We start from the raw sequence: 15,154 nt of genomic DNA, 5'->3' as shown, positions 1-15,154 counted from the left end.
TTTTAAAATTATATAAATGAAAAAATATCTATTAACTTTTTTATTGATTGCTTTCGTAACAACAATCTTTCATAAAACATCAATCGCACAAAGTAATTTCCGTGCTGATTCTACATTGAAAATAATGGAAAAGGTAGCAGACTGGCAATTGGAAACATGGCAAAAAGAAGGGATGCGCCATCCAATATACGATTGGACTAACGGTGCCGCCTATGCGGGTTTCATGGCGTTGAATGAAATCGCCAACGATTCAAAATACAGCAAGGCTATGTACAATATCGGTGAAGCAATCGACTGGAACCCAGGGCCACGAAGAGCTATGGCGGATGACTATTGTGTGGGCCAAATGTTTTCACAAATGTATTCACTATATCGTGAGCCAAAGATGATCGCTCAGTTTCGTGGATTGGCAGACACAATTGTTGCTTTCCCTCATACTGAATCACTTGAATGGAAAAATAATGTTCATCTCCGGGAATGGGCGTGGTGCGACGCTTTGTTTATGGGCCCTCCGGCTTTGGCATATCTTTCAACGGCCACTGGCAACACGCAATATTTGGATATTGCCTCAAAACTATGGTGGAAAACTACTGACTATCTATTCGATTCTTCCGAGAGCCTCTACTTTCGTGATAGCAGGTATTTCGATAAGAAGGAACCCAATGGCAGAAAAATGTTTTGGTCAAGAGGCAACGGATGGGTGATGGGTGGATTGGTACGAATGCTGGAAAATATGCCTGCAGATTATCCTGATCGTCCCCGTTTTATTTCCTTATACAAAAGGATGGCACAGCAAATTGCTTCGTTGCAAAGTGATGATGGAAGCTGGCATGCTTCATTGCTGGATGCAGCCAGTTACCCGGTAAAAGAAACCAGCGGAACCGGATTTTATTGTTATGCCCTTGCTTATGGAGTTAATCATGGCTTGCTGCCAGGCAAGGAATTCGATCCGGTTATTGAAAAAGCGTGGGCTGCCTTAGTGTCTTCGGTACATAGTGACGGTAAATTGGGGAATGTGCAGCCGATAGGTGCCCAGCCGGATTCCGTTGACAGTAATAGTACAGAAGTGTATGGAACTGGCGCATTCCTTCTGGCCGGTTCTGAGATGATCGATTTGCTTTTAAGGCAATCTCAAAACAGTGCTATTTTATCATTACATAACAAAACAGGTTTACACAGGAAAGAAGAAGTGATAGCAGTACCTTATAATGAATTTATATCAAAAACGAAATCGGATAAAAATAAAAAGTTTAAAATCTTCAATTCGCTGACAGGTGAAGAGATTCCCTTCCAATTAGAATACAGGGGAAATAAGATTCCTGTGAACGTTTTAATACAGGTAAGCCTTTCGCCCGGTTCAAAATTATATGCAGAAACGGCCGCTGAAGATCCGTCGGAATTTAAAATAAAAACATATGCCCGTTTTGTCCCTGAGCGGTATGATGATTTCGCATGGGAGAATGATCGTATTGCTTTCCGGGTGTATGGTGCTGCTTTGGAAAAGACAAATGAGAATGCATATGGACAAGATGTCTGGGCTAAGCGCACTCCCGCGCTTATCATTAACAAGTGGTATAAGACGGCTGATTATCACGTAGATCACGGCGAAGGCCTGGATTTTTATGAAGTAGGTTTTAGTCTGGGGGCAGGCAGCAGTGCCCCTTATGTTAAGGATTCTATTTACTATTCTAAAAACTTCAGGAAATATAAAATACTTGATAATGGCCCTTTAAGAAGCACTTTTCAATTGGATTATAATGATTGGAATGTTGACGGGAAAATAGTAGATGAATATAAAATTATTTCATTGGATGCGGGGTCACAATTAAACAAAATAGAAACAGTTTATTCTTTTAAAGATAAAAGAGAACTGCCAGTTGCGATAGGTATCGTTGAACATGCGGGTAACGGCACGATGTTATTGAATGAGAGAGATGGTATCATGGGATATTGGGAACCGCAGCATGGAAAGGATGGCTCATTGGGAATAGGTTCGGTGATTTTAGAGCCGGTTCTGCAGATGAATGTAAGTCATCACCATTTGCTTACAATAATAAAGACTGAATCAAAAAAACCATTAGTGTATTATACCGGAGCTACCTGGGATAAAGCAGGGATGATCACCAGCTCAAAAGAGTGGTTTGAGTATCTTGAAAATTTTAAGACCGAACTGGAACGCCCGGTATTGATTGATTGGTTGTAATGTTTTCATTCAAGTTGTTAGCAGTTTAGAAAAATTACCAAATTAAAATCGCAGGAACGCCATTTTCTAAATTGACACGTGTGGAATTTGATTTTAACCTTTTCGCATAAACAATATTTATAAATAAAAAAAATTGAAGAATATATGTTAACAGGCGAACTATTCCAGATTGAAAATGCAATACCATGGGAAAACCTAGGGAATGGAATTCAAAGACAACTGTATGGGTACGATAATAAAATTATGATGGTAAAGGTTAAGTTTGAAAAGAATGCGGTAGGCCAGTTGCATCAGCATTTCCATTCGCAAGTTACTTATGTGGAAAGTGGTGTATTTGAAATGACTATTAATAACGAAAAGAAACTAATTAAGAGCGGCGACGGATACTATGTGGCACCCAACATAGTACACGGCGTAATATGTTTGGAACCCGGTATGCTGATCGATGTATTTAGCCCAATGAGAGAGGATTTTTTAACAACCGACTATGATTGATCTTGTGGTTTGAATGCTTTTGCATAAGACAATTATTGGTCGGATATCGAATGAGATTAATCTAGGTAATGGGTATGGATCAATTAAAGATGTGCTTATTGTTGATAAATTATTAATTTTCATATCCGTTACCAGCTAGGTTACACGTTCATTGATATAAGCGTATTTAATCAATAATCAAGTGTTTACGAATTTTTTAATCATCTTGCCGCCCCGACAAAATAAAAATGCCTCTTTTTAAGAGGCATTTTTATCACGATCAAGATATCTATTAGACAAATAGTATAGTTTCAAATCTTATCAACTAATACCTGCGAGTTCCAAACTTTTCTTTTTTAATTTCCTTAATTCCATATCTTCAATAATTGCATCAGGCGTTAAAATAATTGATGTGTTATTTTTCTTCCACCAATCATTTTCTGTAAGATGATTAAAATGTATCACCGCTATTAAATATTTTCTGTCTTCCTGTGCATGCCATTCTTCTATCCATTCAAATTTTTCGCGGGGAATAAAGCTCCATTCATCAAAACTCACATAAATGCGAATATAAAAATCGGTGGTAAGCTGATTAGGTGTATGATGGTACAGCTTTTTGTATTCATATTTATAGTCGTAACGTAGCGCGGAAATATCGCTCAATACTGCGGAAGCCGTTGGAAAACTGCCGGCGCCTTTGCCATAAAAAAATTGTTTATCCGCAAAAGAGCTTTCAATAACAACACCATTATATTCATTTTTTACGAATGAAAGATGATCGTCCTGTTTCACAAATTGCGGCATTACAAATGCGGCAATTTTTCCATTCTCTAATTTTTTTGCCTGGGCCACTAATCTTATTTCGTAATTTTTTTCCCTGCCCACGTTGGCATCATTTTCATTTACATGTTGAATCCCGGTAAATAAAATATTATCGGTGGTGGCAACAATGCCATAAGCGTGGCATAATAAAATAACCCATTTATTAACGGCATCCCAGCCATCCACATCCAATGTTGGATTGGCTTCAGCAAAGCCCAATTGCTGGGCCTGTAGCAATGCGGTTTTAAAATCCAGTTTATCTTCAAACATTTTGGTGAGAATATAATTGGTAGAACCATTTACAATGGCACGCATAGAATGCAACAGGTCATTATCATAATATTCTTCAAGATTTCGTATAACGGGGATGGACGCACACGCAGAAGATTCACAAAGAAATGGCATGCCGGTTTCCTGCTGCAATTGCAATATTTGCGGCAAATGCTCAGCAATCATTTTTTTACTGGCGCTTACTACTGCCTTACCATTGGTTAATGCTTTTGAAACAATTTCAAATGCTGGTTCTGATTCATTGATAACTTCTACAATTACATTTATGGTTTCATCGTTCAATAATTCATCCCGGTCCGTAGTAAATAGTTCTGCCGGCGCATTTCTTTTTTTGTGAGCATCTTTAATGCATATCTTTTTAATAGTTGCATTTAAAGAAGATGTCTGGTGCAATACTTTATATAAGCCTTCACCTACTACACCAAATCCAAATAATCCGATAGTTAATCTGCGGTGTGCTGTCATTTTATAAAAGGTTTATTAATTCAAAATTTTAGTTTGTTTCGTAGCCGCAAGAAAATTGCTGATGATATGTTGGATTTGTTCAGCCTCCAATAAAAAACCATCGTGACCGTATAAAGAATTTATCGCAACAAATTTTCCGTTAGGAATATTTGCAGCGATAAACTTTTGCTCAGCTACCGGGAAAAGAATATCCGTTTCAATTCCTATTGCCAGGGTTTTCGCCTTAATCTCATGTAAGGCAATTTCAACACCTCCTCTGCCTCGGCCAACATTGTGAGAGTCCATTCCTTTACTCAAAACATAGTAACTAAAAGCGTTAAATCTTTTTGCTAATTTTTCTCCCTGGTATTTTTGATAAGACTCGCTTTTAAAATTTTCAATTCTTTCGTTTTCATGGCCGCTCTGGCTTGCATGATATGTTTCGTAATGCCTGTAAGAAATTAATGCAATGCTCCGGGCTGCTTTCATTCCTTTCATGCCGGCATTTTTGTTTCTTTGTTTCCATGTTTCATCTGCGTCTATGCACATACGTTGCGAAGCATTAAAAGCTACTCCCCATGCCGAGTGAATTGCATTGGTTGCTACGGGAAAAATGTATTCAAACAGGCCGGGCTCTTCAATGGCCCATTCCAATAACTGCTGACCACCCATTGAACCTCCAATGCCTATTTTAATTTTATCTATTCCTAAATAATCTTTCAACGGCTGGTAAGAACGAATCATATCCCGTGGCGTAAAAAAGGGAAAATCGTGATAAAAAGTCTTTCCCGTTTCCTTATTTATATCCAGCGGTCCAATGCTTCCATAGCAACTACCTGGCATATTAACGCAAATGATAAAATACTTCTCAGGGTCAAATAATTTTCCATCACCCACAAGTCCTGGCCACCATTCAACGGGCTCGCTGTTAGCAGTAAGCGCATGAAAAATCCAGACTACATTATCTTTTGCAGCATTAAGCGAACCATAGGTAGTATATGCTAAATGATAACCCTGTAAAATATTCCCTGATTCCAGCGCAAAGGGTTGATCGGACTTGTAAATGCTGTACGACAAAATAAAGTATTCAAATATTTTAAAAAAATGCAAATGTACAACATAGCCTGCCAGCAAATATGCCGACAGGAAAATGTTGTAAAATAATTACCAGCTTCAAAAAATTAATTAACTCATTCTTTTAAAAAATCTTATTAAACGCCTGTTCAATATCAGCCTTAATATCATCTATATGTTCAATGCCTACGGAAATGCGAAGACCGCCAGGAGTAACTCCGGCTGCTTTTTGTTCGTCATCACTTAATTGTTGATGTGTTGTTGCTGAGGGTTGAATGATAAGCGTTTTAGTATCTCCAACGTTAGCAAGATGGCTTATTAATTGTAGGTTATCTACAAACTTGATCGCATTTTCTTTACCACCTTTTATTTCAAAAGATAATACTGCGCCAAAACCGTTTTTGAGATATTTTTTTGCGTTTTGATGATAGGGACTGCTTTCTAACCCGGGATAATTTACTGACTCTACCCGTGCGTGTTTCTCAAGCCATCTCGCCAGTTCAAGTGCGTTATCAACATGCCGCTGCACACGAAGAGAAAGAGTTTCCAGCCCTTGTAAAAATAAGAATGAATTAAAAGGAGATAAAGCTGGTCCAAAATCGCGTAACCCTTCCACACGGGCACGTATAATAAATTGGATGTTTCCAAAAGGACCTGCACTTCCAAATACATCATTAAAAACCAAGCCATGATAACCTTCTGATGGTTCTGTAAATTGAGGAAATTTTCCGTTGCCCCAATTATAATTCCCACCATCAACAATAATTCCTCCAATACTGTTACCATGTCCACCGATCCACTTAGTGGCGGCCTGCACAACTATATGTGCACCATGTTCGAGCGGGCGAAATAAATATCCTGCGGTAGCAAAAGTATTATCAACAATTAAGGGAAGATCATGCTTTTGAGCAATTGCTGAAATTTTTTCAAAGTCTGGAATGTTGTAGCCAGGATTGCCTATAGTTTCAACGTAGAGTGCTTTTGTGTTTTCATCAATCAGGTTTTCAAAGCTTGTGGGATCGTCGACATTTGCAAAACGTGCTTCAATACCAAGCCGTTTAAATGATACTTTAAATTGATTATAAGTGCCTCCGTATAGAGATGATGATGTAATAAAATTTTCGCCTGCCTGCAGAATATTATTTAAGGCGATAAATTGAGATGCCTGTCCTGAAGCAACCGCTAAACCAGCCACACCTCCTTCTAATGCAGCCACGCGTTTTTCAAAAACATCGGTTGTTGGATTCATGATACGTGTATAAATATTACCGAATTCCTTTAGTGCAAAAAGATTTGCCCCATGTTCCGAATTTTTAAAAACAAAAGAGGTTGTTTGGTAAATAGGTACAGCACGTGATCCCGTTGTTGGATCTGCTTCCTGGCCTGCATGTACCTGCAAAGTTTCAAAATGTTGATTGCTCATAATTAATATTTATAAATGAAAAATAGATTTTAAGATGTATAAGGCAATGCCCCGAATGGATAATATTGAATATAGAATGCCTTACGGCATACAGCGTCCGCACATAATCATACCTGTGGGTACATAAGGTTGGAGAAATATGATAGTAGAATCTTTCATTATTTACCCCACAAATATAGTAGGGTTTCATCTATATGAACAAATCTTTTTTTTAAACAAAAATTCTTTTAACTATGTTGAAATTCTGGATATTTCATCCTCAAGGTTTTTATATACTTTTGAAATCCATAAATAATTTTTCTACAAGTAAATCTTATTATCAATTAATAAGATTTTTAAAAAAGTATATGCATGTCAAAATTTTCAGAACATAATTTTAAAAATGAAAAGGCCTTAATAAGGGTAGACTTTAATGTTCCACTCGATAAAGACTATCGCATTACTGATGACAACCGAATGCGCGCTGCTGTTCCAACTATAAAAAAGATTCTTAATGATGGTGGAAGTGTTATTTTAATGTCGCACTTGGGCAGGCCAAAAGATGGACCTACGGACAAATATTCATTGAAACATCTTGTACATCATTTGCAGGAACTTTTGGGTGATACAAAAATTTTATTTGCAGATGATTGCATTGGTGCCGACGCTTTAGCAAAATCCAAGGCCCTGCAGCCGGGCGAAGTTTTATTATTGGAAAATCTTCGTTTTTACAAAGAAGAAGAAAAAGGTGATGAAGCTTTTGCAGAAAAACTAAGTAAGCTGGGCGATGTATATGTGAACGATGCTTTTGGTACAGCACACAGGGCTCACGCTTCAACGGCGGTTATTGCAAAATTTTTCCCGGGCGATAAAAAAATGTTTGGATTACTCATGGAAGCAGAAGTTGCAAGTGCAGAAAAAGTGATGCATAAATCTGAGAAGCCATTCCTTGCAATTATAGGTGGTGCTAAGGTTTCAGATAAAATTCTCATTATTGAAAACTTATTGGAAAGAGCAACAGATATAATAATTGGCGGTGGAATGGCTTATACTTTTATGAAGGCTATGGGGGGCAAAATAGGCAATTCTCTTTGTGAAGATGACAGGTTAGACAAAGCAAATGAATTATTAAAAAAGGCTGAAGAAAAAGGCGTTTGTATTCATTTGCCTGCTGATTCTATTATTGCTGATAAGTTTGATGCTGCAGCGAGTGTGTCCGGTGCATTAAGCAATAATATTCCTGATGGATGGATGGGCCTTGATATTGGCGAAATAGCTTGCGAAACATTTCAGAAAGTTATTCATCATTCCAAAACGATTTTATGGAACGGACCAATGGGCGTTTTTGAAATGGAAAAATTTCAGCACGGTACAAAGATTATTGCAGAAGCCGTTGCAGAAGCCACTACTAACGGTGCGTTTAGCCTTGTGGGTGGTGGTGATAGTGTTGCAGCCGTAAATGAATTTAAGCTTGCAGATAAAGTAAGTTATGTATCAACCGGAGGCGGTGCGCTGTTGGAATATTTTGAAGGAAAGATACTTCCCGGAATAGCAGCCATTCAGTCTTAATTATTTTTAATTAAATAACAAATAGACAAATTAGCAGTTCAGGACTCTTTGGTATTCGGTTTGAGAAACTATACTTTTGATAAATTAAATTTTTATAAAATGAAACGTAGTCCTGTTCTCTTAGTTATTCTTGCAATAATTGTTATTCTCTTTTTTTGGGGATGCAACCAGCAACGAGGATTAGCAACAGCCGACCAGAATGTTCAAACTGCCTGGAGTAATGTTGAAACAAACTATCAACGCCGGACCGATTTATATAGCAGTGTTGTAAAAACTATCCAGGGCTCTGCCAATTTCGAAAAATCAACGTTAACAGCCGTTATAGAAGCAAGGTCAAAGGCAACTTCCGTTCACGTCGATATAAACGACTCAACAAGCTTACAGCAATATCAACAGGCGCAGGCTCAGTTGCAGGGTTCATTCAGCCGGTTAATGGCCGTTGCAGAAGCCTATCCGGATCTTAAAACCACAAAGGCATTTCAAGACTTTCAGGCGCAGATTGAAGGAACTGAAAACCGCATAAATGTAGCCCGCAGGGATTATAACACAGCTGTAAATAGCTATAATCTTAAAGTAAGATTATTCCCTAATAATATATTTGCCGGCATCCTGGGTTATCATGTAAGAGCTTATTATAAAGCTGATGTTGGAAGTGAAAAAAATCCTGATATAAATTTTGATATAAAATAAATCGGGAAATAAATGCGCCCATTTTTTAAAAAGAAACCTTTTTTTTCCAAAGAAGAAAATGATTTGATTGTCCAGTCTATTCGTGATGCTGAAAGGGAAACGAGTGGAGAGATGCGGGTATTTATAGAAAATAAATGCCGCTTTATTGATCCCATTGACAGGGCAAAGGAGATCTTTGCTAATCTTAAAATGGAAAATACCAAGCTAAGAAATGGCGTGTTGTTCTATGTTGCTTTGAAGGATAAACAGTTAGCCATATTTGCTGATAGTGGCATCCACGAGGCCGTTGGCGAGCAATTCTGGAAAGATGTGGTGAGTCATATTCTCGTTTTTTTCAATAAAGAAAATTACGCGTTGGGTATTAAAGAATGCGTTCAAAAAATAGGAGAAGCTTTAAAAAATAATTTTCCTTACGATAACAATACTGATAAAAATGAACTGCCGGACGAGATCATTTTTGGTAAATAGTACCCGCAATTATTATTCATGAAAAAAATTATTGTACTTTTTTTTGTTTTGTGCTTTCATGTTGGGATGGCTCAAAATATAGAGCCAAGGCCAAGTCCGCCGAAAGCTGTAAATGATTTTGGCAGTATGCTTGAGCCATTTCAGCGGGATGCATTAGAGCAAAAGCTGGATGCGTACAACGATAGTACTTCCTCAGCAATAGTTATTATAACCGTTCAAAATTTAAATGGTAATGATATTGCAGAGGTGGCTTTGCAATATTTAAGGGGTTGGGGTATTGGAACAAAAGATAAAAATAACGGTGTACTAATACTTGTTTCTAAAGAAGATCATAAAGCAAGGATTGAAACGGGATATGGTATGGAGGGGGTAATTCCCGACGTTACTGCAAAAGAAATTATTGATGATAAAATGATACCTGCTTTTAAGAGCAATGATTATTACCGGGGTTTTGATAATGCTGTAGATGCGGTAATCCAGGCTGCTGCAGGAGAATATAAAGCAACTCCATCTGGTAAAAAAGGCGGCCCGTCATTTAAAACCATTTTTATTCTCGTTATACTTTTCGTTGTCTTGTTATCTTTTTTCAGAGGCGGTGGAGGCGGTGGCTCTTATATGAGCAGGAAGGGTTCAACAGGCCTCGGTGGTTTGCCCTGGTTTCTCATGGGTAATTTGTTAGGTGGAGGATTTGGCGGCGGCGGAAGCGGAAGAGGTGGTGGAGGCTTTGGTGGCGGAGGTTTTGGAGGCGGCGGCGGATTTGGAGGCTTCGGCGGCGGAAGCGGCGGCGGCGGCGGAGCGAGTGGGGGTTGGTAATTAAGTTTTGAAATATAAAATAAAAAAAAGGCAGGATTTATTTTCCCGCCTTTTTATTTAATTAAGATTGTTTTTTATTTCAAAAGCCCATCGATATAATCTGCTAATTGAGTATTTCCTTCTGAGCGTTTTGCTTCACTTATTTTATTGAAAGTTTGTTTAATTCCCGGGTCAACAAAGTGCCTGTATTGTTCAGGTACCTGGTTCCTTACGCTCATAATTTCGTCTACGCCTTTTCTAACATTCTCTGCATTCTTTACACTGGCAAGATAATTACCAAAAGAAATTGTTTCCTGTATTTTGGATTGCGATAAAGGAGAGTTTTTATAATTTTCAAATATGGTATTAAAATCATCTTCGGTTGCATTGGCCATCAAAATTTTTGTTACCGCACTTCCTAATTTTCCTCTTGCATCTGTACTATATTTTTTTGCAAGGGTGTATGCCTGCTCAGGTTCAAGTTTACTAAGTCCATCGAGCGCTGCACCTGAAACAGAATAAGAAGAATCATTTACATATTTTGTAAACAATGCCTCATATTTTTTGTCGTTCAATTTTACGAGAATATCAAGAGCTTTTGCCTGTACTAATTTATCCGGGTCCTTATCAGCAATTTGTTCTATCACATTTAAAACAGCAGGAACTGTATAACCTTTTGCCTGGTCAATCTTTTGTAATGTAAATAATCTTAAACCATGATATTTATCATTCAAACCTATTGCAAGATTGCTTGATTTTTTATCAGCAAAATATTCGAGGGCTTCTTTACGATCCATATAACTGCCTGCATATTTATACTGCTGTTCAAATTCATCAGCAGTTTTATTATCGGTTTTCTTTGCAAGCAGAACTTTATCAGCATCTACATTTATTAAGGATGGTTTTGTATCGCTCGGAAAATAGAATGTATCTATTTTATCATTTACCCAAACGTTATATCTCTTTTTGTTTGCTCCTCCGTTATATACATCAATTGCCAATGGAAGTTTAAAAATTGTTCCTGGCGTTTGAGTTTGTTCGATAATAACACGGGCTGTTTTATTGCTGTAATCATAATTAATAGTAAGATCCGGTTGCCCGCTTCCATAATACCATTCATTCCAGAACCAGTTTAGATCCTGTCCGGTTACTTCTTCAAAAGCAAGCCTCAATTGTTGAGCTTCGGCGCTTTTAAATTTATAGGTATTTAAATAAAGATTTAATGATTTGAAAAATGCACTGTCGCCAACATAAATATGAAGCATGTGTAATATGGCACCACCTTTAGGATAGCTGACCTGGTCAAATACATCTTCTTTGTCTTTGTAATAAAACCTTACAAGAGGTTTTGATTCATCGGCAGGATTGCGGAGATAGGCTTCCCGGTTTTCTTCGATATGCTCATCACCAGCATCTTTACCATGGCGGTAAGTATCCCAAAGTGTTTCACTATAATCAGCAAATGATTCATTTAAAGTGATGTTGCTCCAGCTTTCTGTTGTAACCAAATCTCCAAACCATTGGTGAAAAAGTTCATGGGCAATAACATCTTCCCAAATGTTTCCATCTACTAATTGCCTGCCGTTTTGGTAAGCGCTTTCCTGGTGTAATGTGGCTGTAGTATTTTCCATTGCTCCGCTCACATAGTCTCTTCCCACTATCTGGTCATACTTTGGCCACGCATAGGGAACCCCGGTAATTTTTTCATAAAAGCCAATCATAGCAGGAGTTTCGCCAAATATTTTTTTAGCAAAAGGAGCGTATTCTTTTTCAACATAGTAATCAACCGGCATTTTTTTGTAATGATCTTTTACAATTACATAGTCACCCACGCCCATAAAAAATAAGTAAGGAGCATGGGGAAGATCCATCTTCCAGTAATCTGTTCTTGTGCCGTCGGCATTTTTCTTTTGGCTCTTCAAAACGCCGTTGCTTAACGTTACATATTTCGAAGGAACAGTCATATAAATTTCATCGGTTGTCTTTTGATTTGGCTTATCTATTGTAGGAAACCACGCACTGTTAGATTCAGTTTCGCCCTGTGTCCATATTTGGATGGGCTTGTCTTTATCTTCACCTTTTGGATTAATAAAATACAAACCTTTGGCATCTGTAATAGCAGCGCTGCCTTGTTCTTTCAGTTCGTTTGGCTTTGAAACGTAGTTGATGTAAACAGTATAATTTTCTCCTTTTTTGTATACCTTATCAAGTGTAACTCTTAATTGCAAGCTGTCGTAAGAATATTTCAAGGGAACTTTTGAATTGCCTTTCATCAAAGCAATTTCTTTTATTTCCATTCCTTTCGCGTCTAACGTTAAAGAATCTGTGGCATAAAAATGAGGATGAAGGGTCACCCATTCTTTTCCATACATCCAGGCTTTATCATAGTCGAAGCTAACATCAAGCTTTGTATGAACGAGGTCATTAATGCGGGTAGCTGTTGCCCTATATATATGTTTCCAGGCAGTATCCTGTGGCTGTTCATCATCCTGGGCCATAGCTACCCCAAAAAAACCAGTTAAGACAAGTGCAATGAAAAATTTCTTCATATTAAAATTTTAATGGCGGCAAAAGTAAGCGGATATTGTAAAAAGAAATCAAAATTTGGATAGATGGCAAAATTTATTGTTTTATTAAATAGATTTGCTGAATATGTTTATTGCTACTTTAAAACGTTTGGGTGTCTCTCTTTTTATTATAGGTTCTGCACTTTTTGCCCAGGCGCAGCAGCCTCATTTCATTTATTTGCAAACAGAAAACGGCCAGCCCTTTTATGTTAAACTGAATAATAAAGTGCTGAGCTCATCGTCAACGGGATATTTAATTCTTCCAAAATTAACAGATGGGAATTACAAGTTCAGTGTCGGGTTCCCTAAGAAAGAATTCCCTGAAGAGAATTTTCAAATTGCAATTAACAATAATAATGAGGGCTTTCTTTTAAAAAATTTTGGTGAAAAAGGATGGGGTCTTTTTAATCTGCAGTCTTTTACAGTTCTAATGGGAGCAGGCGAAAATGCTCCTGAGACTGTTTCTAAAAATATTGAAAGCAATCCTTTTTCAAAGATGCTTGCAAATGTTGTGAAAGATTCATCCATCCTTCAAAAAAATGAACCCGTAAACGAAGAACCTGTAAAAGAAGTTGTATCCGCTTCTAAAACAGATTCTGTTATTACAATTGTTCAGCCTAAGCCATTATTGCTAGCTCCTGCAAAAAAGCTGTTCAGTAATAAAAATAAAGATGGAATGGAAATGGTATACATTGACCCAACCGAAATGGGAAATGATACCATAAGAATTTTTATTCCTGCAGAGAAACAAACAAATAATAATAATGATGTTGGTCAGACTGAAAAACATTTAGAGCCCACAAATAAAGATAGCGCTCAAAGTAATGATAATGCAACTTTAAAAAGTGTTGCTTCAGTAAAAGACAATGTCCCAATAGCGGACACAGCTTCATCAAATAATTCTAAACAAGAGGCTAAAATTATAAAGGATACAACTGCGTCTGTCCCACCGTTAGTATCAGAAAATAAAAGCACCTTTGAAAATAAGGATAGTGCCGTTGCAAGCACTAATGATGAAATAAAACAAAAGAAAGAAGAAACAACGCAGCCTGAATTAATTCAACAGGGTTCAAAAATTAAAGAAGATACGAAGCCTGCTGAAACAAAAAAGAATGAGATAGTTGTATTGCCGGAAGTTGTTAAATCAACAACAACAAATTCTGATTGCAAGTCATTCGCAGATAATGCATATTTTTTAAAACTGCGTAAAAAGATGGCTTCGGAAAACTCTGACGAGAATATGATTAACATTGCAAAAAAGGCCTTCCATTCCAAATGCTTTAGTACGGAGCAGATAAAAAATCTATCCTTTTTGTTTCTAACAAATGAAGGAAAATATAGGTTCTTTGATGAAGCATACGCTTTTGTGTCTGATTCTGATCAATACTTCACACTTCAATCTCAACTAACCGACAGTTATTATATTAACAGGTTTAAGGCAATGATTCATAAATAATTCAACGCTTTACATGCCACGATATTTTATTGAGGTTGCATATAAAGGCACAAGGTATTCGGGCTTCCAGGTACAGAATAATGCAATTACTATACAATCAGAAGTTGAGGGCGCTTTAGCCATTAAATTCGGTCAGACCTTTCAACTCACTGGTGCTTCCCGTACAGATGCCGGTGTTCATGCATTACAAAATTTTTTCCATTTTGATACACAGGCTGATTTGTTTTATCAGCAGTATAATAAAGAAAAATATACACAACAGGTGTTGTATTCTTTGAATTCTATTTTGCCTGGCGATATTGTAATTACGGAAATTTTTGAAGTAAGAGAAGATCAACATTGCCGTTTTGATGCTGTAAGCCGGGAATACAAATATTACATCTATCGCAAGAAAAATCCTTTTTATAAAGACACCGCATATTTCTATCCGTATACAATTAATTTTCAAATACTGCAGGAAGCTGCTAGTATTATATTAACGACCAAAGATTTTACTTCCTTCGCAAAAAAAAATACACAGGTAAATAATTTCATTTGTACCATTAATAAAAGCGAATGGGTTCAGGAGAATAATTTCTTAATTTATAACGTAGTTGCCAATCGTTTTTTACGCGGAATGGTAAAAGGTCTTGTTGGCACAATGCTTAAAACAGCGTCAGGAAAAATATCTCTTGAGGAATTTGCCGAAATAGTAAAAAGGAATAATAATAACAATACAGATTTTTCTGCCCCCTCGCATGGGCTTTTTTTAGTCGAAGTAAAGTATCCAACAATTTAATATTTTGTTTCATTTTCTTGTTGTTATTAACTAAAAAAATAACAGGCGAAAAAAAATATTATGCTGTAAGACCCTTTGTATTGCTGTATTCTATAGAATTTAATAAAATTTATTCAAAATAATT

General features: G+C 37.1%; 12 protein-coding genes. 8 read left to right on the top strand and 4 right to left on the bottom strand.

Going from position 1 to position 15,154, the window contains the following annotated elements; genetic code table 11:
• The first annotated feature begins 16 nt into the window (after positions 1-16).
• Together FW778_RS23020 and FW778_RS04975 are read left to right on the top strand one after the other, a co-directional pair.
• Positions 17-2,203: a glycoside hydrolase family 88 protein gene (locus FW778_RS23020; protein WP_202552076.1), complete on the top strand. Its 2,187-nt coding sequence runs from the start codon at positions 17-19 to the stop codon at positions 2,201-2,203.
• 144 nt (positions 2,204-2,347) lie between these two features.
• The gene (locus FW778_RS04975) at positions 2,348-2,698 is read left to right on the top strand and encodes a cupin domain-containing protein (protein ID WP_150413502.1); all 351 of its coding nucleotides are present in this window, start codon (positions 2,348-2,350) and stop codon (positions 2,696-2,698) included.
• Between the two features lie 300 nt (positions 2,699-2,998).
• Here the strand turns inward: FW778_RS04975 and FW778_RS04970 are convergent, their stop codons facing one another.
• From FW778_RS04970 to FW778_RS04960, 3 genes are all read right to left on the bottom strand, one after another.
• The gene (locus FW778_RS04970) at positions 2,999-4,255 is read right to left on the bottom strand and encodes a homoserine dehydrogenase (protein ID WP_150413501.1); all 1,257 of its coding nucleotides are present in this window, start codon (positions 4,253-4,255) and stop codon (positions 2,999-3,001) included.
• A 15-nt stretch (positions 4,256-4,270) separates the two neighbouring features.
• Positions 4,271-5,311, bottom strand: a complete 1,041-nt coding sequence (locus FW778_RS04965; RefSeq protein WP_235906026.1) for a homoserine O-acetyltransferase family protein — start codon at positions 5,309-5,311, stop codon at positions 4,271-4,273.
• A gap of 121 nt (positions 5,312-5,432) precedes the next feature.
• Positions 5,433-6,731 (bottom strand): O-acetylhomoserine aminocarboxypropyltransferase/cysteine synthase family protein, encoded by a 1,299-nt coding sequence (locus FW778_RS04960; RefSeq protein WP_150413500.1) that lies wholly within the window; start codon positions 6,729-6,731, stop codon positions 5,433-5,435.
• A gap of 351 nt (positions 6,732-7,082) precedes the next feature.
• On the opposite strand from FW778_RS04960, the gene FW778_RS04955 reads away from it, so the two are divergent.
• The 4 genes from FW778_RS04955 (at position 7,083) to FW778_RS04940 (ending at position 10,250) form a co-directional block, all read left to right on the top strand.
• Positions 7,083-8,279, top strand: coding sequence for a phosphoglycerate kinase (locus FW778_RS04955; RefSeq protein WP_150413499.1), 1,197 nt, complete (start codon positions 7,083-7,085; stop codon positions 8,277-8,279).
• A 99-nt stretch (positions 8,280-8,378) separates the two neighbouring features.
• Entirely contained in the window at positions 8,379-8,969 is a 591-nt protein-coding gene (locus tag FW778_RS04950; protein WP_150413498.1) for a LemA family protein, read from the top strand.
• A 12-nt stretch (positions 8,970-8,981) separates the two neighbouring features.
• Positions 8,982-9,437, top strand: a complete 456-nt coding sequence (locus FW778_RS04945; RefSeq protein ID WP_150413497.1) for a TPM domain-containing protein — start codon at positions 8,982-8,984, stop codon at positions 9,435-9,437.
• Positions 9,438-9,455: 18 nt separating this feature from the next.
• The gene (locus FW778_RS04940; RefSeq protein ID WP_150413496.1) at positions 9,456-10,250 is read left to right on the top strand and encodes a TPM domain-containing protein; all 795 of its coding nucleotides are present in this window, start codon (positions 9,456-9,458) and stop codon (positions 10,248-10,250) included.
• A gap of 74 nt (positions 10,251-10,324) precedes the next feature.
• Here the strand turns inward: FW778_RS04940 and FW778_RS04935 are convergent, their stop codons facing one another.
• Positions 10,325-12,778, bottom strand: coding sequence for a M1 family metallopeptidase (locus FW778_RS04935; protein ID WP_150413495.1), 2,454 nt, complete (start codon positions 12,776-12,778; stop codon positions 10,325-10,327).
• A gap of 103 nt (positions 12,779-12,881) precedes the next feature.
• Between FW778_RS04935 and FW778_RS04930 the strand changes: the two genes are divergently transcribed.
• Entirely contained in the window at positions 12,882-14,252 is a 1,371-nt protein-coding gene (locus FW778_RS04930) for a DUF4476 domain-containing protein (RefSeq protein ID WP_150413494.1), read from the top strand.
• Positions 14,253-14,265: 13 nt separating this feature from the next.
• Entirely contained in the window at positions 14,266-15,030 is a 765-nt protein-coding gene (gene truA, locus FW778_RS04925; protein ID WP_150413493.1) for a tRNA pseudouridine(38-40) synthase TruA, read from the top strand.
• Positions 15,031-15,154 lie beyond the last annotated feature (124 nt).

This window comes from Ginsengibacter hankyongi (genome assembly GCF_008710285.1).
GTDB classification, from domain to species: Bacteria; Bacteroidota; Bacteroidia; order Chitinophagales; family Chitinophagaceae; genus Ginsengibacter; species Ginsengibacter hankyongi.
Note: the sequence above shows the minus strand (reverse complement) of the source record. Positions and strands in the feature narration are given on the sequence as shown.